Annotated in this window: 20 protein-coding genes; 17 read left to right on the top strand and 3 right to left on the bottom strand. The window is 53.4% G+C overall.

Annotation, left to right across the window (positions count from 1 at the left end):
• Positions 1–16 precede the first annotated feature (16 nt).
• A complete protein-coding gene (gene rne, locus OGV79_RS14015; protein WP_200031010.1) occupies positions 17–3,220 on the bottom strand; it encodes a ribonuclease E in 3,204 nt (1,067 codons plus the stop codon).
• 686 nt (positions 3,221–3,906) lie between these two features.
• Between rne and rluC the strand changes: the two genes are divergently transcribed.
• Positions 3,907–4,860 carry a 23S rRNA pseudouridine(955/2504/2580) synthase RluC gene (gene rluC, locus OGV79_RS14010; protein ID WP_012132836.1) on the top strand — a complete coding sequence of 318 codons (954 nt, stop codon included), beginning with the start codon at positions 3,907–3,909 and terminating at the stop codon, positions 4,858–4,860.
• 151 nt (positions 4,861–5,011) lie between these two features.
• Here the strand turns inward: rluC and OGV79_RS14005 are convergent, their stop codons facing one another.
• Positions 5,012–5,596: a Maf family protein gene (locus tag OGV79_RS14005; RefSeq protein ID WP_012132833.1), complete on the bottom strand. Its 585-nt coding sequence runs from the start codon at positions 5,594–5,596 to the stop codon at positions 5,012–5,014.
• 198 nt (positions 5,597–5,794) lie between these two features.
• On the opposite strand from OGV79_RS14005, the gene yceD reads away from it, so the two are divergent.
• The 14 genes from yceD (at position 5,795) to ptsG (ending at position 18,343) form a co-directional block, all read left to right on the top strand.
• Entirely contained in the window at positions 5,795–6,316 is a 522-nt protein-coding gene (yceD, locus tag OGV79_RS14000) for a 23S rRNA accumulation protein YceD (protein ID WP_012132832.1), read from the top strand.
• Between the two features lie 16 nt (positions 6,317–6,332).
• Positions 6,333–6,506 carry a 50S ribosomal protein L32 gene (rpmF, locus tag OGV79_RS13995; protein WP_000290727.1) on the top strand — a complete coding sequence of 58 codons (174 nt, stop codon included), beginning with the start codon at positions 6,333–6,335 and terminating at the stop codon, positions 6,504–6,506.
• Positions 6,507–6,585: 79 nt separating this feature from the next.
• Complete coding sequence (gene plsX / locus OGV79_RS13990) at positions 6,586–7,665, top strand: phosphate acyltransferase PlsX (RefSeq protein WP_214143786.1); 1,080 nt, start codon at positions 6,586–6,588, stop codon at positions 7,663–7,665.
• Positions 7,666–7,741: 76 nt separating this feature from the next.
• Positions 7,742–8,695 (top strand): beta-ketoacyl-ACP synthase III, encoded by a 954-nt coding sequence (gene fabH / locus OGV79_RS13985; RefSeq protein WP_012132830.1) that lies wholly within the window; start codon positions 7,742–7,744, stop codon positions 8,693–8,695.
• 15 nt (positions 8,696–8,710) lie between these two features.
• Positions 8,711–9,640 carry an ACP S-malonyltransferase gene (gene fabD / locus OGV79_RS13980; protein WP_058669003.1) on the top strand — a complete coding sequence of 310 codons (930 nt, stop codon included), beginning with the start codon at positions 8,711–8,713 and terminating at the stop codon, positions 9,638–9,640.
• Positions 9,641–9,652: 12 nt separating this feature from the next.
• Positions 9,653–10,387 (top strand): 3-oxoacyl-ACP reductase FabG, encoded by a 735-nt coding sequence (gene fabG, locus OGV79_RS13975; RefSeq protein ID WP_012132828.1) that lies wholly within the window; start codon positions 9,653–9,655, stop codon positions 10,385–10,387.
• A gap of 151 nt (positions 10,388–10,538) precedes the next feature.
• On the top strand, positions 10,539–10,775 hold the full coding sequence (gene acpP, locus OGV79_RS13970) for an acyl carrier protein (RefSeq protein WP_000103754.1): 237 nt from the start codon (positions 10,539–10,541) through the stop codon (positions 10,773–10,775).
• An 85-nt stretch (positions 10,776–10,860) separates the two neighbouring features.
• The gene (fabF, locus tag OGV79_RS13965; protein WP_058669004.1) at positions 10,861–12,102 is read left to right on the top strand and encodes a beta-ketoacyl-ACP synthase II; all 1,242 of its coding nucleotides are present in this window, start codon (positions 10,861–10,863) and stop codon (positions 12,100–12,102) included.
• Between the two features lie 116 nt (positions 12,103–12,218).
• Positions 12,219–13,028 (top strand): aminodeoxychorismate lyase, encoded by an 810-nt coding sequence (gene pabC / locus OGV79_RS13960; protein ID WP_047457518.1) that lies wholly within the window; start codon positions 12,219–12,221, stop codon positions 13,026–13,028.
• Between the two features lie 2 nt (positions 13,029–13,030).
• Entirely contained in the window at positions 13,031–14,053 is a 1,023-nt protein-coding gene (gene yceG / locus OGV79_RS13955) for a cell division protein YceG (protein WP_049008934.1), read from the top strand.
• Positions 14,043–14,684 (top strand): dTMP kinase, encoded by a 642-nt coding sequence (gene tmk, locus OGV79_RS13950; RefSeq protein ID WP_275166375.1) that lies wholly within the window; start codon positions 14,043–14,045, stop codon positions 14,682–14,684. The genes yceG and tmk overlap by 11 nt, the downstream gene beginning before the upstream one ends.
• Entirely contained in the window at positions 14,681–15,685 is a 1,005-nt protein-coding gene (gene holB, locus OGV79_RS13945) for a DNA polymerase III subunit delta' (protein WP_286468626.1), read from the top strand. Before tmk ends, holB begins: the two co-directional genes overlap by 4 nt.
• 10 nt (positions 15,686–15,695) lie before the next feature.
• A complete protein-coding gene (locus tag OGV79_RS13940; RefSeq protein WP_115626610.1) occupies positions 15,696–16,493 on the top strand; it encodes a metal-dependent hydrolase in 798 nt (265 codons plus the stop codon).
• Between the two features lie 416 nt (positions 16,494–16,909).
• Positions 16,910–18,343, top strand: coding sequence for a PTS glucose transporter subunit IIBC (ptsG, locus tag OGV79_RS13935; protein WP_024130440.1), 1,434 nt, complete (start codon positions 16,910–16,912; stop codon positions 18,341–18,343).
• Positions 18,344–18,530: 187 nt separating this feature from the next.
• Here the strand turns inward: ptsG and fhuE are convergent, their stop codons facing one another.
• Positions 18,531–20,729 carry a ferric-rhodotorulic acid/ferric-coprogen receptor FhuE gene (gene fhuE, locus OGV79_RS13930; protein WP_110494920.1) on the bottom strand — a complete coding sequence of 733 codons (2,199 nt, stop codon included), beginning with the start codon at positions 20,727–20,729 and terminating at the stop codon, positions 18,531–18,533.
• A 354-nt stretch (positions 20,730–21,083) separates the two neighbouring features.
• Between fhuE and hinT the strand changes: the two genes are divergently transcribed.
• Together hinT and OGV79_RS13920 are read left to right on the top strand one after the other, a co-directional pair.
• Positions 21,084–21,443: a purine nucleoside phosphoramidase gene (gene hinT / locus OGV79_RS13925; RefSeq protein ID WP_047463701.1), complete on the top strand. Its 360-nt coding sequence runs from the start codon at positions 21,084–21,086 to the stop codon at positions 21,441–21,443.
• Between the two features lie 2 nt (positions 21,444–21,445).
• Positions 21,446–21,820, top strand: a complete 375-nt coding sequence (locus OGV79_RS13920) for a YcfL family putative periplasmic lipoprotein (protein ID WP_049008937.1) — start codon at positions 21,446–21,448, stop codon at positions 21,818–21,820.
• The last annotated feature ends 7 nt before the right edge of the window (positions 21,821–21,827 follow it).

Below are 21,827 nucleotides of genomic sequence, written 5' to 3'. Positions count from 1 at the left end.
TAACATTGCGTTCAGCTTATTCTACAGGCTGCGGGCGCGTGGCTGGTGCGGCGGCCTGATGCGTTGCGCTATGACCACCTGCCGCACCTTTACCTTCAAAGATGAAGGCAGGGCGCTGCCAGTCGCTGTGATGTGGCGCTTCCGGGACATATTCCGGCGCAGGCGCGCGGGTCATCGGCGCACTGGCGTGGCTGACGGGTTTCTCCCCGGTGGTTACCGCGCTTTCTGACACGGTTTCAGCAACGGCAATGGCAACGGCGACAGGCGCAGCGACAATCTCTTCCGGTTCAGCGGCAACCACGACAGGTTCAACCGTTTCTTTAACAATCTCTTCCGGTTCGGCGATGACAACGTCAGCGGATTCTTCAGCCGTCGTGGGTTCCTGAACGTCAGCGACAGGTTCCGCTTGTGCAGCGACTTCCTGCGCAACAGGGACGTCAGCCTCTGCAATCACCTGAGGTTGTTCTTCAATCGGGGTGGCAATCACTTCAGGATGCGTTGTTTCCACAGTAGCGGGCTGAGGTTCAGCGACAACGGTTTCAGTTTGAACCGGTGCGTCTACAACCTGTTCGGCTGCGGCAGCGACGACCTGCGGCTCTACTGCAACCGGCTGAGCTTGTACGGTCTCTTCTTCGTGCTGTGCTTCAACCTGCGTATCCTGAGGACGGGCGACAGGGTAGCGAATCCACACTTTGCCAGACGCCATTTCCGGTGAAGCGCAAGCGACGGTTAACGGCATTGGCGATTGAAGCGGGTAACGCTCATCGCGGTAGCGACGACGACGCTGGCCGCTGACGCGCAGGTGGCGAGGAGAACGACGGGAGCGACGCGGCATTCCTGCGTTATCACGCGCTTCGCCGTTTTCTTCCTGCTCTGCTGGTGCAACGTCTGCGATCGCTGGCAGGTCAACTTTCGCCAGTTCAGTACGCTGAGCAGGCGCGCTTTGCGTAGCAGGCTGGGCGGCGACAGCGTCTTCAACGACTGGTGTTGCGACAGCTTCTGCTTCAGAGGTTGCAGAGTCTGTGTAACGAACTTTCTGGCTCAGCTGACGCTGTTTGCGGCGAGGCTGCGCCTGACGAACGCGTTCTTCCTGTTCCGCCTCCTGAGCTGGTTGCTCATCCAGATTCAACGCCTTGACTTCTTGCTGTGCCTGACGTTTTTCATCGTTGCGACGACGGTTGCGTTCACGACGCGGCGTCTGCTGCTCGTCACCGGACTTCGCCTTATCGGCAACGTCGTTAGACTGCTGGCGGTTGTCACGCGCTTCTGCGTTCTGCTGCTGCGCCTGACGACGGTTACGACGGTTGTCATCACGGTTTTCACCGCCTTCAGCGCGGTTGTCGCGATTATCACGGTTGTCACGGCGATCGTTACGGTCGCGGCGATTATTCTGGCGAGACTTACGGCGATCCTGCTGACGCTCCGGTTTTTCTTCTGCTTTCGGTGCAGGTTGTTCAATCGGCTTGGCGACTTCGCTGCCGCTGAACATGTTTTTCAGCGCGCCGAAGAAGCGGGTAAGCAGACCTGGCTGTGCAGGCGCAGTGGCAACGGCTTTCGGTGCTGCCGTCGCTGCTTTCACCGCAGGTTCTGCTGGCGTCGGCGCAGGCGGCACTTCCGGCATCGCGAAGGTCGCCAGTGCTGGTTGTTCAGGGCGTTTACGCTCGGCGTACTCTTCTTCAGAAGGCAACGCCATCGCTTCTTCATGCAGTTTCGGCAGCATGTAGCTCAGGGTTGGCGTTTCTTCCCCTTTACGTACGCGCAGAACGGAGTAGTGCGGCGTTTCCATCTGATCGTTTGGTACGATCACGCAGCGCACGCCATCCTGACGAGTCTCAATAGCATTAACCGCGGTGCGCTTTTCGTTAAGCAGGTAAGAGGCGATCGGGACCGGAACAATGGCGTGAACTTCCTGGGTATTCTCTTTCAGCGCTTCTTCTTCAATCAGACGCAGAATAGACAGGGAGAGCGATTCGTTGTCGCGGACGGTGCCGGTGCCGCTACAGCGTGGGCAGACGTGATGGCTGGACTCGCCCAGAGACGGGCTGAGACGCTGGCGGGACATCTCCAGCAGGCCAAAACGAGAAATATGGCTAATCTGGATACGCGCACGATCCTGACGTACCGCTTCGCGCAGACGGTTTTCCACCGCACGCTGGTGGCGTACTGGCGTCATGTCGATGAAGTCGATAACGATCAGGCCGCCGAGGTCGCGCAAGCGCAACTGGCGAGCAATTTCATCGGCCGCTTCCAGGTTTGTGTTAAACGCGGTTTCTTCGATATCGCCGCCGCGTGTGGCACGCGCGGAGTTAATATCAATCGCGGTTAACGCTTCGGTTGTGTCGATAACGATAGAGCCGCCGGAAGGCAGACGCACTTCACGCTGGAAGGCGGATTCAATTTGCGACTCGATCTGGTAGTGGCTGAACAGCGGAATTTCGCCGGTGTAAAGCTTAATCTTGCTGCTGAAATCCGGGCGACCCAACGCCGCGATGTGCTGGCGCGCCAGCTCAAGCACTTTCGGATTATCGATAAGAATTTCGCCGATATCCTGACGTAAGTAGTCACGGAATGCGCGGACGATAACGTTGCTTTCCTGATGGATCAGGAATGGAGCAGGGCGGCTTTCAGCGGCTTTCTGAATCGCTTCCCAGTGTTTCAGGCGGAAGCTCAGGTCCCACTGCAACGCTTCGGCGGATTTGCCGACGCCTGCGGTACGCACGATAAGCCCCATGCCGTCAGGCAGTTCGAGGCTTGCCAGCGCTTCTTTTAATTCGGTGCGATCGTCGCCTTCAATGCGACGGGAGATGCCGCCCGCGCGCGGGTTGTTCGGCATTAAAACCAGATAGCTCCCTGCCAGACTGATAAACGTCGTCAGTGCAGCGCCTTTGTTGCCGCGTTCTTCTTTATCAATCTGAACAATCACTTCCTGACCTTCGCGCAACACATCTTTAATGTTTGGACGGCCGTGGGCGTTGTAGTTGGCGGGGAAATATTCGCGGGCAATTTCTTTTAACGGGAGGAAACCGTGACGTTCAGCGCCGTAATCAACAAAAGCCGCTTCCAGACTCGGTTCGATACGGGTAATTTTGCCTTTATAGATGTTCGCTTTTTTCTGCTCGTGTCCTGGACTCTCAATGTCCAGGTCGTACAGGCGCTGCCCATCTACAAGGGCAACACGCAACTCTTCCTGCTGAGTTGCGTTGATTAACATTCTTTTCATCGTAACTTACTCATTATTCTTACATTGACGACTAAGCTGCGGGCATAGTAATGCCTTTCCGGGTGTGAACCGATGGCCTCGTGTCTATTCGCGTCGCCAACCTCACGGTTATCGTCTGCTCAAAGAGGCGCAGAGTGTCGGTTGCCTGTATTTCATACGGAAATACAGCGCAATTATCAGGGGAACAGCCTGGGAGTTACTCTCCAGAGAAGATTCCATTATGTTCATCGTCTTTCACGCGCAGATGCGTTGGCTTCATCTGCTCACCCGGGCATAAGCTCCTGGGGATTCCCAGATTTGCCGCCTTTCTGCAACGCGTAGTACATAGAACATATACCGGTAAGGACTGCAACCCGCAGCCCGCTAACTGCCTGAAAAATCAATACGTCTTACGCCATTGCTGCGTTGATGATCTGTCTGGCAAAATGGGTCATTCCGTAAAATTTCTTGTTTTAACAAGGTTCGACACGGAAACGGTTACATTATTCCACTGCTAACCTTGTTATAGCAAGATGACTTTTACCATTTATCACCCGGTTACTCACAGTTTTTTCACTTCCTCATGGCGATTGGTTTAATAACCAGCAAATTGGTCATGTTGAACGTGAGTAACAGGATATAGAAGTAAATATAAGCATAGAAAAATGAGTGGCGCTAATCCTTATGGCTATTTAGAATCGGCCCCCATGAAAACTGAGACTCCATCCGTAAAAATAGTTGCCATTACTGCCGACGAAGCGGGGCAACGCATCGATAACTTTTTGCGCACGCAACTCAAAGGCGTACCGAAAAGCATGATTTATCGCATTTTGCGTAAAGGCGAAGTGCGGGTGAACAAAAAACGCATCAAACCGGAATATAAGCTCGAAGCCGGGGATGAAGTGCGTATTCCGCCGGTGCGCGTCGCCGAACGCGAAGAAGAGGCCGTTTCGCCGCATCTGCAAAAAGTGGCGGCGCTGGCCGATGTCATTTTGTATGAAGATGACCATATCCTGGTGCTGAACAAACCTTCCGGCACGGCGGTGCATGGCGGAAGCGGGTTGAGCTTCGGCGTTATCGAGGGGCTGCGCGCGTTGCGGCCAGAAGCGCGTTTCCTGGAACTGGTGCATCGTCTTGACCGCGATACCTCTGGCGTACTGCTGGTTGCGAAAAAACGCTCAGCGCTGCGTTCTTTGCATGAGCAACTGCGTGAGAAGGGGATGCAGAAAGATTATCTGGCGCTGGTTCGCGGCCAGTGGCAGTCGCATGTTAAATCGGTACAGGCGCCTTTATTAAAGAATATTCTGCAAAGCGGCGAACGTATTGTTCGTGTGAGTCAGGAAGGAAAACCCTCCGAAACGCGCTTTAAGGTTGAAGAGCGCTATGCGTTTGCGACGCTGGTGCGCTGTAGCCCGGTGACGGGACGTACGCATCAGATTCGTGTGCATACGCTGCATGCGGGCCATCCGATCGCGTTTGACGATCGTTACGGCGATCGCGAATTTGATAAGCAGCTTGCGGGAACGGGGCTGTCACGGCTTTTTCTGCACGCGGCAGCGCTGAAGTTTACCCATCCGGGGACTGGCGAGGTGATGCGTATCGAAGCGCCGATGGATAACCAACTCAAGCATTGCCTTCAGGTGTTACGTAACAAAGCCTGATGCGCGTTGCGATATTATCGCGCTAAACCTGTAGGCCGGATAAGACGTTTACGTCGTTATCCGGCTGATGACGCTGTGCTTATCAGGCCTACGGGCATTGCTCCGCTGTGGGCCTGATAAGATGTTTTAGCGTCGCCACCAGACGCGTCTACTATGCCATCAGCGGGTTCATCTCCTCCCGGCGCAGCATCTGGCACAGCGCAATCAGCGGTAGCCCAATAAGCGTATTGGGATCTCGCCCCTCCAGGCGTTCGAAAAGGGCAATGCCAAGACCTTCGCTTTTAAAACTTCCGGCACAATGCAATGGACGCTCTTTGCGGACATAGTCCTCTATTTCCGTTTCGCTTAAATGGCGGAAATGCACATCAAACGGTTCGACTTCCGTTTGTAAATGTCCGGTTGCAGAATTATAAAGCGCCAGTCCGGTATAAAACGTCACAATATTACCGCTGGCTTTGGTTAATTGCTGGCGCGCTTTTTCTTCGGTTAACGGTTTGCCGGTAATTTCGCCATCCAGAACGCAAATTTGATCGGAGCCAATAATCAGATGATCGGGGAAACGGTGGGCGAGCGATTGCGCTTTCGCCTGTGCGAGGCGAGAGACCAAATGGCGCGGCGCTTCGCCAGACATGGGCGTTTCGTCAACCTCGGGAGCCGCGCACTCGAAAGGGATCGCCAGTTTTTCGAGCAGCGCGCGACGCCAGGGAGAGGTAGAAGCAAGGATGAGACGGGGCATATTTTTTTCCCTCAGATATAGCGTATTAATGAGAGCCATCTTAAACTATGCTCTTCGTCCTTCAAGCATGACATACAGTCACGGTTTGAGCGAAAATAAGTCTGTAACCCGCAATGTGTGCGAATTATTGGCAAAAGGCAACCGCAGGCTGCCTTTTTCTTTGACTCTATGACGTTACAAAGTTAATATGCGCGCCCTATGCAAAAGGTAAAATTACCCCTGACTCTTGATCCGGTTCGTACGGCTCAAAAACGCCTCGATTATGAAGGTATCTATACTTCTGATCTGGTAGAGCGCGTCGCCGATTCTGTAGTCAGTGTGGACAGTGATGTGGAATGCTCCATGTCGTTCGCTATCGATAACCAACGTCTCGCCGTTATTACGGGTGATGCGAAGGTGACGGTATCGCTCGAATGCCAGCGTTGCGGGAAGCCGTTTACCCATCAGGTTCACACAACGTATTGTTTTAGTCCGGTTCGTTCTGACGAACAGGCTGAAGCACTCCCGGAAGCGTATGAGCCGATTGAGGTTAACGAATTCGGTGAAATCGATCTGCTTGCAATGGTTGAAGATGAAATCATCCTCTCCTTGCCGGTAGTTCCGGTGCATGATTCTGAACACTGTGAAGTGTCCGAGGCGGACATGGTCTTTGGTGAACTGCCTGATGAAGCGCAAAAACCAAACCCATTTGCCGTATTAGCCAGCTTAAAGCGTAAGTAATTGAGGAGTAAGGTCCATGGCCGTACAACAGAATAAACCAACCCGTTCCAAACGTGGCATGCGTCGTTCTCATGACGCTCTGACCGCAGTCACCAGCCTGTCTGTAGACAAAACTTCTGGTGAAAAACACCTGCGTCACCACATCACTGCCGACGGTTACTACCGCGGCCGTAAGGTCATCGCTAAGTAATCACGCGCAAGCGTGATGAAGCTTAGTGAGGATTTCCCCGCGTAAGCGGGGAAACACCAAACCAGGCAGCGACGATACCTTGACACGTCTAACCCTGGCGTTAGATGTCATGGGGGGAGATTTCGGCCCTTCCGTGACAGTGCCTGCAGCACTGCAGGCACTGAATTCTAATTCGCAACTCACACTTCTTTTAGTCGGGGATCCCGATACCATCACGCCATTACTTGCCAAAGCTGACTTTGAACAACGTTCGCGTCTGCAGATTATCCCTGCACAGTCAGTTATTGCCAGTGATGCCCGGCCTTCGCAGGCTATCCGCGCCAGTCGCGGCAGCTCAATGCGTGTGGCCCTGGAGCTCGTGAAAGAAGGTCGAGCCGAAGCCTGTGTGAGCGCCGGTAATACGGGCGCGCTCATGGGACTTGCGAAGTTATTGCTCAAACCCCTTGAGGGCATTGAGCGTCCTGCGTTGATGACGGTTTTACCGCATCAGCAGAAAGGAAAAACGGTGGTGCTGGATTTAGGCGCCAACGTCGATTGTGACAGTACCATGTTGGTGCAGTTTGCCGTGATGGGGTCCGTGATGGCGGAAGAGGTGATTGGGATAACCAATCCCCGCGTGGCGTTGCTCAATATTGGTGAAGAAGAAACCAAAGGTCTCGACAGTATTCGTGATGCCTCTGCGTTGCTCAAAACAGTCCCTTCCATCAATTACATTGGTTATCTTGAAGCCAATGAATTATTGACGGGAAAAACTGATGTGCTGGTATGTGACGGATTTACAGGTAATGTCACATTAAAGACAATGGAAGGGGTTGTCAGGATGTTCCTTTCACTGCTGAAATCTCAGGGTGAGAGTAAAAAACGGTCGTGGTGGCTGCTGTTATTAAAACGTTGGTTACAAAAAAGCCTGACGAGGCGATTCAGTCACCTCAACCCCGACCAGTATAATGGCGCCTGTCTGTTAGGATTGCGTGGCACGGTGATTAAAAGTCATGGTGCGGCCAATCAGCGAGCATTTGCCGTCGCGATTGAACAGGCAGTGCAGGCGGTGCAGCGACAAGTTCCTCAGCGAATTGCCGCTCGCCTGGAATCTGTATACCCAGCCGGATTAGAACTGTTGGAAGGTGGCAAAAACGGACACTCACGGGTGCACAATTAACGGTGTAACCTGAGCGCAACCAACATACCAGCAGTTTGCACGCGGTGGTATATAACCGAAAAGTGACTGAGCGTACATGTATACAAAGATTATTGGTACTGGCAGCTATCTGCCTGAACAAGTGCGTACTAACGCCGATTTGGAAAAGATGGTAGAGACGTCTGACGAGTGGATTGTCACGCGTACAGGCATCCGTGAACGCCATATTGCAGCGCCAAACGAAACAGTCGCGACGATGGGCTATACAGCCGCAAACCGCGCGCTTGAAATGGCGGGCATCGATAAAGACCAGATTGGCTTGATTGTGGTGGCGACCACGTCAGCAACACATGCTTTCCCAAGCGCAGCATGCCAGATTCAGAGTATGCTGGGCATTAAAGGCTGCCCGGCGTTTGACGTTGCAGCGGCCTGCGCCGGTTTTACCTACGCGTTAAGCGTTGCCGATCAGTATGTAAAATCAGGCGCCGTTAAATATGCGCTGGTCATCGGTTCCGATGTCCTGGCGCGCACCTGCGATCCCACCGATCGCGGGACGATCATTATCTTTGGTGACGGCGCGGGCGCAGCGGTTCTGAGCGCATCCGAAGAACCAGGCATTATTTCGACGCATCTTCATGCAGACGGCAGCTATGGTGAGTTGCTGACGCTGCCAAACGCCGATCGCGTCAATCCAGAAAATCCGATTTATCTGACGATGGCGGGCAACGAGGTGTTTAAAGTGGCGGTAACTGAACTGGCACACATCGTTGACGAGACGCTGGCGGCGAATAATCTGGATCGTTCCGCTCTGGACTGGCTGGTTCCGCACCAGGCTAACCTGCGCATCATCAGCGCGACAGCGAAAAAGCTGGGTATGTCGATGGATAATGTGGTGGTTACGCTGGACAGACACGGCAACACCTCTGCGGCCTCTGTGCCGTGCGCGCTGGACGAAGCCGTGCGCGACGGGCGGATTAAAGCCGGGCAGTTGGTATTGCTTGAGGCCTTCGGGGGTGGATTCACCTGGGGCTCCGCGCTGGTTCGTTTCTAGTATAAGGATTTAAACATGACGCAATTTGCTTTTGTGTTCCCGGGGCAGGGTTCCCAGACGGTTGGGATGTTGTCTGAAATGGCAGCCAGCTACCCGATCGTAGAAGAAACCTTTGCTGAAGCTTCTGCGGCGCTGGGTTATGATCTGTGGGCGCTGACGCAGCAAGGGCCTGCGGAAGAACTGAATAAGACCTGGCAGACTCAGCCAGCATTGCTGGCCGCTTCCGTTGCGCTGTATCGCGTATGGCAGCAGCAGGGCGGTAAAGCGCCTGCGCTGATGGCGGGACACAGCCTGGGGGAATACTCCGCGCTGGTATGTGCTGGCGTCATCGATTTCGCTGACGCGGTTCGTCTGGTTGAACTGCGCGGCAAATTCATGCAGGAAGCTGTGCCGGAAGGCACCGGCGCAATGGCGGCGATCATCGGTCTGGATGATGCGTCCATCGCCAAAGCGTGTGAAGAGGCGGCTGAAGGCCAGGTGGTTTCTCCGGTGAACTTTAACTCTCCGGGCCAGGTGGTTATCGCCGGGCATAAAGATGCGGTTGAACGTGCGGGCGCAGCCTGTAAAGCCGCTGGCGCAAAACGTGCGCTGCCGCTGCCGGTAAGCGTGCCGTCACACTGTGCGCTGATGAAACCTGCGGCAGATAAGCTGGCGGTTGAATTAGCGAAAATCACCTTCAATGCCCCGACCGTACCGGTTGTGAATAACGTTGACGTGAAGTGTGAAACCGACGCTAACGCTATCCGTGATGCGCTGGTACGCCAGCTGTACAACCCGGTGCAGTGGACGAAGAGTGTAGAATTTATCGCAGCACAAGGTGTTGAACACCTTTATGAAGTGGGTCCAGGTAAAGTCCTCACTGGTCTGACTAAACGTATTGTTGACACCCTGACGGCCTCGGCGCTAAACGAACCGGCGGCACTGTCAGCGGCGCTTGAGCAATAAAAGAGGAAAACCATGAGTTTTGAAGGAAAAGTCGCGCTGGTTACCGGTGCAAGCCGTGGCATTGGCCGCGCAATTGCTGAGACGCTCGTTGCCCGTGGCGCGAAAGTCATCGGTACTGCTACCAGCGAAAATGGCGCTCAGGCCATTAGCGAATACTTAGGTGCGAACGGTAAAGGTCTGATGTTGAATGTGACCGATCCGGCATCTATTGAATCTGTTCTGGAAAATATTCGCGCAGAATTTGGTGAAGTTGATATCCTGGTCAATAATGCCGGTATCACTCGCGATAATCTGCTGATGCGAATGAAAGATGATGAGTGGAACGATATTCTCGAAACCAATCTGTCATCTGTTTTCCGTCTGTCAAAAGCGGTAATGCGCGCTATGATGAAAAAACGTCATGGACGTATTATCACTATCGGTTCTGTGGTTGGTACCATGGGAAATGCGGGTCAGGCCAACTACGCTGCGGCGAAAGCGGGTCTGATTGGCTTCAGTAAATCACTGGCGCGTGAAGTTGCGTCGCGTGGGATTACTGTCAATGTTGTGGCTCCGGGCTTTATTGAAACGGACATGACGCGTGCGCTGTCTGATGATCAGCGTGCGGGTATTCTGGCGCAGGTTCCTGCGGGTCGCCTCGGCGGCGCTCAGGAAATCGCCAGTGCGGTTGCATTTTTAGCCTCTGACGAAGCAAGTTACATCACTGGTGAGACTCTGCACGTCAACGGCGGAATGTATATGGTTTAACCACGAAAAATATTTGCGTTATTGTAGGTCTTGGCCTCAAAATAACGTAAAATCGTGGTAAGAACTGCCGGGATTTAGTTGCAAATTTTTCAACATTTTATACACTACGAAAACCATCGCGAAAGCGAGTTTTGATAGGAAATTTAAGAGTATGAGCACTATCGAAGAACGCGTTAAGAAAATTATCGGCGAGCAGCTGGGCGTTAAGCAGGAAGAAGTTACCAACAATGCTTCTTTCGTTGAAGACCTGGGCGCAGATTCTCTTGACACCGTTGAGCTGGTAATGGCTCTGGAAGAAGAGTTTGATACTGAGATTCCGGACGAAGAAGCTGAGAAAATCACCACCGTTCAGGCTGCCATTGATTATATCAACGGCCACCAGGCGTAAGTGAACATCTCCAGGCGGTCATTCGACCGCCTGAGTTTTATCTTTTTGTCCCACTAGAATCATTTTCCCTCCCTGGAGGACAAACGTGTCTAAGCGTCGTGTAGTTGTGACCGGACTGGGCATGTTGTCTCCTGTCGGCAATACCGTAGAGTCTACCTGGAAAGCTCTCCTTGCCGGTCAGAGTGGCATCAGCCTGATCGACCATTTCGATACTAGCGCCTATGCAACGAAATTTGCTGGCTTAGTAAAGGATTTTAACTGTGACGACATCATCTCGCGCAAAGAACAGCGCAAGATGGATGCCTTCATTCAATATGGAATTGTCGCTGGCGTTCAGGCCATGCAGGATTCTGGCCTTGAAGTAACGGAAGAGAACGCAGCCCGTATTGGCGCCGCTATCGGCTCTGGTATCGGCGGTCTCGGACTGATCGAAGAAAACCACAGTTCCCTGGTGAACGGTGGGCCGCGTAAGATCAGCCCGTTCTTTGTTCCGTCGACGATTGTTAACATGGTGGCGGGTCACCTGACCATCATGTACGGCCTGCGTGGGCCAAGCATCTCTATCGCTACCGCCTGCACCTCAGGCGTACATAACATCGGTCATGCCGCGCGTATCATTGCATACGGCGATGCGGACGCGATGGTAGCGGGTGGTGCGGAAAAAGCCAGTACGCCGCTGGGTGTCGGTGGCTTTGGCGCAGCGCGTGCGCTGTCTACACGTAATGATAACCCGCAAGCGGCCAGCCGCCCGTGGGATAAAGAGCGTGACGGTTTTGTTCTCGGCGATGGCGCGGGCATGGTGGTACTGGAAGAGTACGAACATGCAAAAGCGCGCGGCGCGAAAATTTATGCCGAAATCGTTGGCTTCGGGATGAGCAGCGATGCTTATCACATGACGTCACCGCCGGAAAACGGCGCGGGCGCCGCGCTGGCGATGGTCAATGCGCTGCGTGATGCGGCCATTGAGCCGGGTCAGATTGGTTACGTCAACGCTCACGGTACGTCTACGCCGGCAGGCGATAAAGCGGAAACTCAGGCGGTAAAATCTGTCTTTGGCGATGCGGCAAGCCGTGTGCTGGTCAGCTCGACGAAATCCATGACGGGTCACCTGCTGGGTGCTGCGGGCGCGGTAGAGTCCATTTTCTCTATTCTGGCGCTGCGCGACCAGGCTGTTCCGCCAACCATCAACCTGGATAACCCGGATGAAGGTTGCGACCTGGACTTTGTGCCTCACGAAGCTCGTCAGGTTAACGGAATGGAGTATACGCTGTGTAACTCCTTCGGCTTTGGCGGTACTAACGGCTCGTTGATCTTCAAAAAGGTCTAAGTCGTTCCACCAGAGAGTAAAAAGGTCCGCTTGTCGGGCCTTTTTTATTCAGCTTTCTTCCCTTGTCCTGTGTTAACCATCCTGCCACACTAATCGACCACGAATAAGGAGCCACTATGTTCTTAATTAATGGCCGTGAACAGGATTCTCTTGCCGCCAGCGATCGCGCGACGCAGTTTGGCGATGGCTGTTTCACTACTGCGCGAATCCGTGACGGTAGAATTTGCCTCCTGCCCGCACACCTTCGCCGTTTGCAGGATGCCTGCGAAAAACTGCTGCTTCCCTTCAGTCAATGGACGGAACTGCAACACGAAATGACGGCGATGGCAGCAGGCCAGAACAGTGGCGTACTGAAAGTTATTCTGAGTCGTGGCAGCGGCGGCAGGGGCTACAGCCCGTCAAACTGTCGTGCGGCCACGCGAATTTTATCCGTTTCTCCTTATCCCACTCATTATGAACGCTGGCGTACGGAAGGTATTACGCTGGCGCTAAGCCCCGTACGGCTGGGGCGTAACCCTATGCTTGCGGGTATAAAACACCTTAACCGACTGGAACAGGTACTGATCCGGTCTCATCTTGAGCAGACAAACGCCGATGAAGCGCTGGTTCTTGACAGCGAGGGATGGGTTACGGAATGCTGTGCGGCTAATTTGTTCTGGCGTAAAGAGAATGTGGTGTATACGCCGCGCCTGGATCAGGCGGGGGTAAACGGCATTATGCGACAATTTTGTTTACAGTCGCTGGCACAATCGCCTTTTCAGGTTGTCGAAGTGTATGCCGGGGAGGACGCGCTTATGCAGGCCGATGAGATGGTTATCTGCAATGCGTTGATGCCCGTGATTCCCGTGCGCGCCTGTGGCGATAAACTGATGTTTGCACGTTCATTGTTCGATTTTTTAGCCCCACTTTGTGAGCACCCGAATTAGTCATGAAAAGAATGTTACGCTTTTTCCTTCTGCTGGTCGTTGTGTTGGGCATTGCCGCTGGCGCAGGAATGTGGAAAGTGCGCCAACTGGCCGACAGTCCCTTGTTAATAAAAGAAGAGACGATCTTTACCCTGAAGGCCGGAACCGGGCGTCTGGCATTAGGCGATCAACTCTACGCCGACAAAATTATCAATCGGCCGCGCGTGTTTCAGTGGTTGTTGCGCGTTGAACCTGAATTATCAAACTTTAAAGCGGGCACCTATCGTTTAACGCCTGACATGACCGTACGGGAGATGCTGAAACTGCTGGAAAGTGGTAAAGAAGCACAGTTCCCGCTACGTCTGGTCGAAGGGATGCGCCTGAGCGATTACCTGAATCAGCTGCGAAATGCGCCTTATATTCAGCATACGCTTAGCGATGACCGTTACGAAACCGTCGCGCAGGCGCTGAAGCTGGAGAACCCGGAGTGGCTTGAAGGCTGGTTCTGGCCGGACACCTGGATGTATACCGCCAACACCACCGATGTCGCGCTTCTGAAGCGTGCGCATCAAAAGATGGTTAAAGCGGTAGATGACGTCTGGGAAGGGCGCGCGGAAGGGCTGCCTTATAAAGATAAGAATCAACTGGTGACGATGGCGTCTATTATCGAAAAAGAGACGGCCGTCGCCAGCGAACGCGACCAGGTGGCATCGGTCTTTATTAACCGTCTGCGTATTGGTATGCGTTTGCAGACCGATCCGACCGTGATTTACGGCATGGGGGCGAGTTATAATGGTAAGCTGTCGCGCGCGGCGCTGGAAACGCCGACGGCGTATAACACCTATACCATCACCGGGTTGCCGCCAGGTCCTATCGCCATGCCTGGCGAAGCCTCTTTGAAAGCCGCCGCGCATCCGGCGAAAACGCCGTACCTCTATTTTGTGGCTGACGGAAAGGGCGGTCACACGTTTAACACCAATCTTGCCAGCCATAACCGGTCAGTGCAGGACTACCTGAAAGTGCTTAAGGAAAAAAATGGGCAGTAACTATATCGTCATCGAAGGCCTGGAAGGCGCCGGAAAAACCACCGCGCGTAACGTGGTGGTGGAGACACTTGAGCAACTGGGTATTCACGACATGATTTTTACGCGTGAGCCGGGCGGCACCCAGCTTGCAGAGAAATTAAGAAGTCTGGTGCTGGACATCAAATCGGTAGGTGATGAAACAATCACGGATAAAGCTGAAGTGCTGATGTTTTATGCCGCGCGAGTGCAACTGGTGGAAACCGTTATCAAGCCTGCGCTGGCGAAAGGAACATGGGTCATTGGCGATCGCCATGACCTGTCCACTCAGGCCTACCAGGGTGGCGGCCGTGGGATCGATCAGACAATGCTGGCGACGCTGCGTGATGCGGTATTGGGCGACTTCCGTCCTGACCTGACCCTGTATCTGGATGTGACGCCGGAGGTTGGCTTAAAACGCGCGCGCGCGCGCGGCGAGCTTGACCGCATTGAGCAGGAGTCTCTGGATTTCTTCAATCGCACGCGTGCCCGCTACCTTGAGCTGGCCGCCAGCGATGCCAGCATCCGCACCATTGATGCGACTCAGCCGCTGGAGTCTGTGATGAACGATATTCGCACAACCGTAACGGCCTGGATCAAGGAGCAGGGTGCATGAAATGGTATCCGTGGTTACGGCCAGACTTTGAAAAACTGGTAGCAAGCTATCAGGCGGGTCGGGGCCACCATGCGTTACTGATTCAGGCGTTGCCCGGAATGGGGGATGATGCGCTGATTTATGCCCTCAGTCGTTATTTGCTGTGCCAGCAACCGGAAGGGCATAAAAGCTGCGGGCGCTGCCGTGGCTGCCAGTTAATGCAGGCGGGTACGCATCCTGACTATTATTCGCTGTTGCCGGAAAAGGGGAAAAGCACCCTTGGCGTGGACGCGGTACGCGATGTGGGCGAGAAGCTGTACGAACATTCTCGACTTGGCGGCGCGAAAGTCGTATTGATCCCGGATGCGGCCCTGCTGACTGATGCCGCGGCGAATGCCTTATTAAAGACGCTCGAAGAGCCGCCGGAGCAAACCTGGTTCTTCCTTGCCAGCCGTGAACCGGCACGCCTGCTGGCGACTTTACGCAGCCGCTGTCGTCTGCATCATCTTGCGCCGCCATCTGAACAATACGCTGTTTCCTGGCTTTCTCGTGAAGTGACAATGTCACAAGAGACGTTGCTGGCGGCGCTGCGCCTGAGCGCAGGGGCTCCCGGCGCCGCTCTGGCGTTGTTGCAGGCCGACAGCTGGGCGCATCGTAACGCGCTTTGCGAAGCGCTGGCGAATACGCTGCAATCCGGCGACTGGTATATCCTTCTGTCGGTGTTGAATCACGAACAGGCCGCCATACGTTTACACTGGCTGGCGACGCTGCTTATGGATGCCCTTAAATACCAGTATGGCGCTTCCAGCCTGACAAATCAGGATGCCGGAACGCTGGTGGCGTCGATAGCTGAACGGTTATCCGTCGCACGCATCCAGGCCATACTCAGCGATGTCTGCCATTGTCGCGAACAGTTGATTAACGTGACCGGATTAAACCGCGAACTGGTATTAACCGATCTTATTCTCCGCATAGAGCATTACCTGCAACCAGGCGCCGTGTTGCCTGTTTCCCATATTTGAGAGAGACATTATGTTTTTAGTCGACTCACACTGCCATCTTGATGGCCTGGATTATCAATCTCTGCATAAGGACGTGGATGACGTGCTGGCAAAAGCCGCCGCGCGCGATGTGAAGTTCTGCCTGGCGGTGGCGACAACCCTGCCCGGATACCGGAATATGCGCGAACTGGTTGGCGAGCGGGATAACGTTGTGTTTTCCTGCGGCGTACACCCGTTAAACCAGGATGAAACATACGATGTGGAAGACCTGCGTCGCTTTGCCGCTGAAGAAGGCGTGGTGGCCATGGGAGAGACCGGGCTGGATTATTTTTATACGCCGGAAACAAAAGTTCGCCAGCAAGAATCCTTCATTAACCATATTCAGATTGGCCGTGAATTAAATAAACCCGTGATTGTGCATACCCGTGACGCACGCGCCGATACGCTGGCGATTTTGCGCGAAGAAAAAGTGACGGATTGCGGTGGCGTACTACACTGTTTTACAGAGGACAGGGAGACGGCGGGTAAATTATTGGATCTTGGGTTTTATATCTCTTTTTCCGGGATCGTGACCTTCCGCAACGCGGAGCAGTTACGTGATGCCGCCCGCTATGTTCCTCTGGATCGTCTGCTGGTTGAGACGGACTCTCCTTATCTTGCTCCGGTGCCGCATCGTGGTAAAGAGAACCAGCCTGCAATGGTTCGCGATGTCGCAGAGTATATGGCCGTATTGAAGGGTGTTGCCGTTGAAGAACTGGCGCAGGCAACCACTGAAAACTTTGCCTGCCTGTTCCACATCGACGCTTCTCGCCTGCAATCAACCCGTTAACTGAGTTTTTTTAAAGCTCGTAATTAATATTCAAAGCGAGTAAAGTTCACCGCCACAAAATGGGCGGTGAATGAGCGAATTGTAACATTCAGACACTCATTTTGTCAGAATGTGATGGTTTTATGGCTGTCAGGAGCTGAAACGTGATAGCCGTCAAACAAAACCGAGCTTATTTATTTTACTCTGTGTAATAAATAAAGGGCGCTTAGATGCCCTGTCCACGGCGAGGTTCTCCCCCCTCGCCAATGCGTGAAAACGTAGAATACACAAAATCATTCAGGCTGCATCAGGGCGGCAAGTGAGTGAATTGCAGGAGCTTACTTGAGTAAGTGACTGGGATGAACGAACGCAGCCAACGCTGAGGCGGTTTGAAGGATGAAGTGTATAAGCACAAATACTCAGGAGCACTCCTAATTATGTTTAAGAATGCATTTGCTAACCTGCAAAAGGTCGGTAAATCGCTGATGCTACCGGTATCCGTACTGCCTATCGCAGGTATCCTGCTGGGCGTCGGTTCCGCTAACTTCAGCTGGCTGCCAGCCGTTGTGTCGCACGTTATGGCAGAAGCAGGCGGTTCTGTTTTTGCAAATATGCCGCTGATTTTCGCCATTGGTGTCGCACTGGGCTTCACCAACAACGACGGCGTTTCGGCTCTGGCCTCGGTTGTCGCTTACGGCATCATGGTCAAAACCATGGCCGTGGTTGCGCCGCTGGTTCTGCATTTACCTGCTGAAGAAATCGCAGCAAAACACCTGGCGGATACCGGTGTTCTCGGGGGGATTATCTCCGGTGCGATTGCAGCGTACATGTTTAACCGCTTCTACCGTATCAAATTGCCTGAGTATCTGGGCTTCTTTGCGGGTAAACGCTTTGTGCCGATCATTTCTGGTCTGGCTGCCATCTTCACCGGCGTGATCCTGTCCTTCATTTGGCCGCCGATCGGGACGGCTATCCAGACGTTCTCTCAGTGGGCTGCTTACCAGAACCCGGTTGTGGCGTTCGGTATCTATGGCTTCATTGAACGCTGCCTGGTGCCGTTTGGTCTGCACCATATCTGGAACGTTCCTTTCCAGATGCAGATCGGTGAATACACCAACGCAGCAGGTCAGGTGTTCCACGGCGACATTCCTCGCTATATGGCGGGCGACCCGACTGCGGGCAAACTGTCCGGCGGCTTCCTGTTCAAAATGTACGGTCTGCCTGCTGCGGCTATCGCGATCTGGCACTCTGCTAAACCGGAAAACCGCGCGAAAGTGGGCGGTATCATGATCTCCGCAGCGCTGACCTCGTTCCTGACCGGTATCACCGAGCCGATCGAGTTCTCCTTCATGTTCGTTGCGCCGATCCTGTACGTTATCCACGCGATTCTGGCAGGTCTGGCATTCCCGATCTGTATCCTGCTGGGTATGCGTGACGGTACATCGTTCTCGCACGGTCTGATCGACTTCATCGTTCTGTCTGGCAACAGCAGCAAATTGTGGCTGTTCCCGATCGTTGGTGCAGGTTATGCGATTATTTACTACACCGTCTTCCGTGTGCTGATTAAAGCGCTGGATCTGAAAACGCCGGGTCGTGAAGACGCGAGCGAAGACAGCAAAGTGGGCGCAACCAGTGAAATGGCTCCGGCCCTGATCGCCGCGTTTGGTGGTAAAGAGAACATCACTAACCTCGACGCATGTATCACCCGTCTGCGCGTTAGCGTCGCTGACGTTGCTAAAGTGGATCAGGCTGGCCTGAAGACGCTTGGCGCAGCTGGTGTCGTCGTCGCAGGTTCCGGCGTTCAGGCTATTTTCGGTACGAAATCCGATAACCTGAAAACGGAAATGGATGAATACATCCGCAATAGCTAAGCAGTAAGACGTTGGGGAGAACTAAGGCAGCCAAATGGCTGCCTTTTTTACGCTGTGTTGCCGGATGGCGCGTGGCTTATCCGGCCTACGGTTATAGCAGTAGGCCTGATAAGGCGTTAGCCGCCATCAGGCTTGCGAGAACGTAAAAAAGGGAGCCAGATGGCTCCCTTTTCGTCAGTGACGTTTATCAGAACTGATAGCTTGCAGTAATGCTGACGTTACGTGGTTCGCCGTAGACAATAGAACCATCGATATTGGTGTCGTAGGTTTTGTCTAACAGGTTGTTGATGTTGCCCTGTACGGCGAAGTTTTTGGTTACCTGGTAGCGAGTGAACAGATCCACTAACGCATAGCTGCCTTGTTCCGCGCGCCATGTGCCGTATGGTGTGACCGTGTCGCTGCCGTGAACACGGTTCTGCCAGTTAACGCCACCGCCGACGGTCAACTCAGGCATGACTGGCAGACGGTAGCTGGTAAACAGCTTCACGGTTGTACGTGGCAAGTTCGGATTCACCGCATTTCCCTCGTTATCTTCCGCGATGAAGCGCGTTGCGCCGAAAGTCATCTGCCAGTTGTCGGTGATAGCGCCGTTAATTTCGAATTCAACGCCTTTGCTGACGGTTCCATCTACCGCTTTATAAGCGGTGTCGCCGTTACTACCTGAAATCGGTCTACCGGTCGATTGGCCGACGTTATCCTGCTCAATACGGAAGACCGACAATGTGGTGGTCAGGCGGCTGTTCATCCAGTCAGATTTCAAGCCCACTTCATAGTTGTTACCCGTAATAGGGGCGAGGTATTTACCCGAGCTATCACGATAGTTTTGTGGCTGGAAGATGGAAGTATAGCTGGCGTAGGCAGACCAGTTATCATCAATGTCATACACCAGTCCGGCATATGGCGTGGTATGGTTTTTCTCCATCCGGTAGGTCAGCGTGTCGATACTCCAGTTGGTGTAGCGAGCGCCGATGATCAGATGCAGCGGATCGGCCAGCGAAATGCGGGTCGCTGCATAGAGCGATTTCATGTGCGTGGTATCATCCTGGGCAACGGTTTGTTGACCCCAGTTTGTTTCCGGGAAGTTACCGTCGTAGTTGTAGAAATTGCCCAGTTCATCCGGGAATACGTTCGCCCAGGTATTCATATAGCGGTTATTCTGTTTACTGTAGCTTCCGCCGATCATCAGGTTATGCTGACGGCCAAACAGGTCGTAGCCCCCATCGGTGAAAAGATCGACAGCATCGACTTTACGTTTGCCGCTGTTCCAGCCCGTACCGCCAATGTAACCGTACTCTGGCCCATAGTTGGCGTAAGGGCCAACCAGCATACCGGTGTCTTTATTGACATAGGCATCCAGGTACATCATTTTACTGTCGAATTTGATTTCAGAATGCGTGGCGTTGAGCGTTGCCTGCCAGGTATCCGCAAAACGCTGCTTCAGCGTGACAAAGACCTTATTAAACTCTTTATCGTTGTAAGCCCAGTCTGGAGCGGTACTGCGCGAGCGGTCATATTTGTTGGTGCTGCCATCCGTATTCCAGCGAGGTAAACCGCCCCAGGTCGGGCTGTTAACGTCGATGCGTTGATATTCATACCCGGCGGAAAGGCTGGTTGTGCTCCCCAGATCGGCATCGATAATGCCGGAGAAGAATGTTTTCTCGCTGTTATAACGATCCAGCCATGAGTCATTGTTCTGATAACCCGCAACAATCCGCGCACGTACGTTACCGTCTTCTGTCAGCGGGCTTTGTAAATCGGTTACGTAACGCTGTTTGTTCCAGCTTCCATATTCCGCAGACACATTACCTTTGAATTCACGGCTGGTGGCATGTTTGCGGATCATATTGATAGACGCGGAAGGGTTGCCGGTCCCGGTCATTAATCCATTTGCGCCGCGTACGACTTCCACACGTTCAAACAGGGCTGTGTCAGAAAGGGCATCGCCAAGATTCCAGCGTGATTCAAAATAGGTGGGGATGCCATCGACCATGTAGTTGTCGATGAGGAAACCGCGTGAGTAGTAGAGGTTGCGGTCGGAGTCTGACTGGCTTCTGCTGATACCCAGCGTGCTGTCCATCACATCGCCAAGGGTTTGTAATTGCTGATCAGCCATGCGTTGCTGGCTGATGATACTGACAGACTGAGGAATATCGCGCTGCGCCATCTGCATTTTAGTGCCAGCGGTTGTCGTTTTAACGTTGTAGTCCTGTTCTTCATCGCTGGACGTGTCGGCTTGTGATGCGCTATCAACAACGATTGTTTCTTCTGTTGTGGTAGCGGCGAAGCTGGTGGAAGGCATCAATGCCATAGCGATGCAGGCTGCCAGCAGTGTGGGAACTGCGGCAGGCTGACGCTGCTCATCCTGGGTGTGTGTTGTGAAAGACATCGAAAAACCCCTAATAATGATGAACGTTAAGTTCAAACCATGAAATGGCATGGCGAACCCTTTTAATTTTCTAACCATCAAATGCGCATGAAAATGCAAATGCGAAATATACGCACTTGCATTAATGCTGTAAACAGATGTTACGGGTGAAAATGAAATCTTGTTTCAGTGCTATGAGGTGCAAAGAGAAGAGGGAAATGAGTATAAGCGCAGCAACTGACAGATTTTTTGCTTAATAAATCGTGGGTTAAAGTTGAAAGAGCGTGAGTAACTCGCTCATACTCTATACTCGCAGTGTGGCTCGGCGTAGCATGGCGCAACGTTATGGCTAATTTTGAAAAAAGGAAAAATGTCGTGGCAGAAGAAACTATATTCAGCAAAATTATCCGTCGTGAAATCCCCTCGGATATCGTTTACCAGGATGAACTGGTTACCGCATTTCGCGATATTTCGCCGCAGGCGCCCACGCACATTCTGATCATCCCGAATACCCTGATCCCAACGGTTAATGATGTCACGGCGGAGCACGAACAGGCGCTGGGCCGTATGATCACCGTCGCGGCAAAAATTGCCGGGCAGGAAGGCATTGCCGAAGACGGCTACCGCCTGATCATGAATACTAACCGTCATGGCGGGCAGGAGGTTTATCACATTCATATGCACCTGCTGGGCGGGCGTGCGCTGGGGCCGATGCTGGCGCATAAAGGCCTCTGACAATGACCAGAGGATGCCTTGCGATATCACTGGCCTTACTGTTGCTTGTGGGTTGTCGTTCACACCCTGAAATTCCGGTCAGTGATGAACAGACACTGGTGATGGAGTCAACGCTGCTGGCGGCCGGTATCACGGCGGAAGCGCCTGCGTTGACGACGTCCGATATTCAGCCTTCTGCATCCTCACGCCTCTATAACGAAAGGCAAGAACCCGTTACCGTGCATTATCGGTTTTACTGGTATGACGCCAGAGGGCTGGAAATGCATCCTCTGGAAGCGCCACGCAGTGTGACTATCCCGGCGCGTTCGTCGGTCACGCTGTATGGCAGCGCCAATTATCTGGGGGCGCATAAGGTTAGACTTTATCTTTATTTGTAAGGGGTGA

The organism is Citrobacter sp. CK185 (assembly GCF_030333565.1).
GTDB lineage: Bacteria > Pseudomonadota > Gammaproteobacteria > Enterobacterales > Enterobacteriaceae > Citrobacter_B > Citrobacter_B koseri.
The sequence above is the reverse complement of the archived record's forward strand: the minus strand, read 5'-3'. Positions and strand labels throughout refer to the sequence as shown.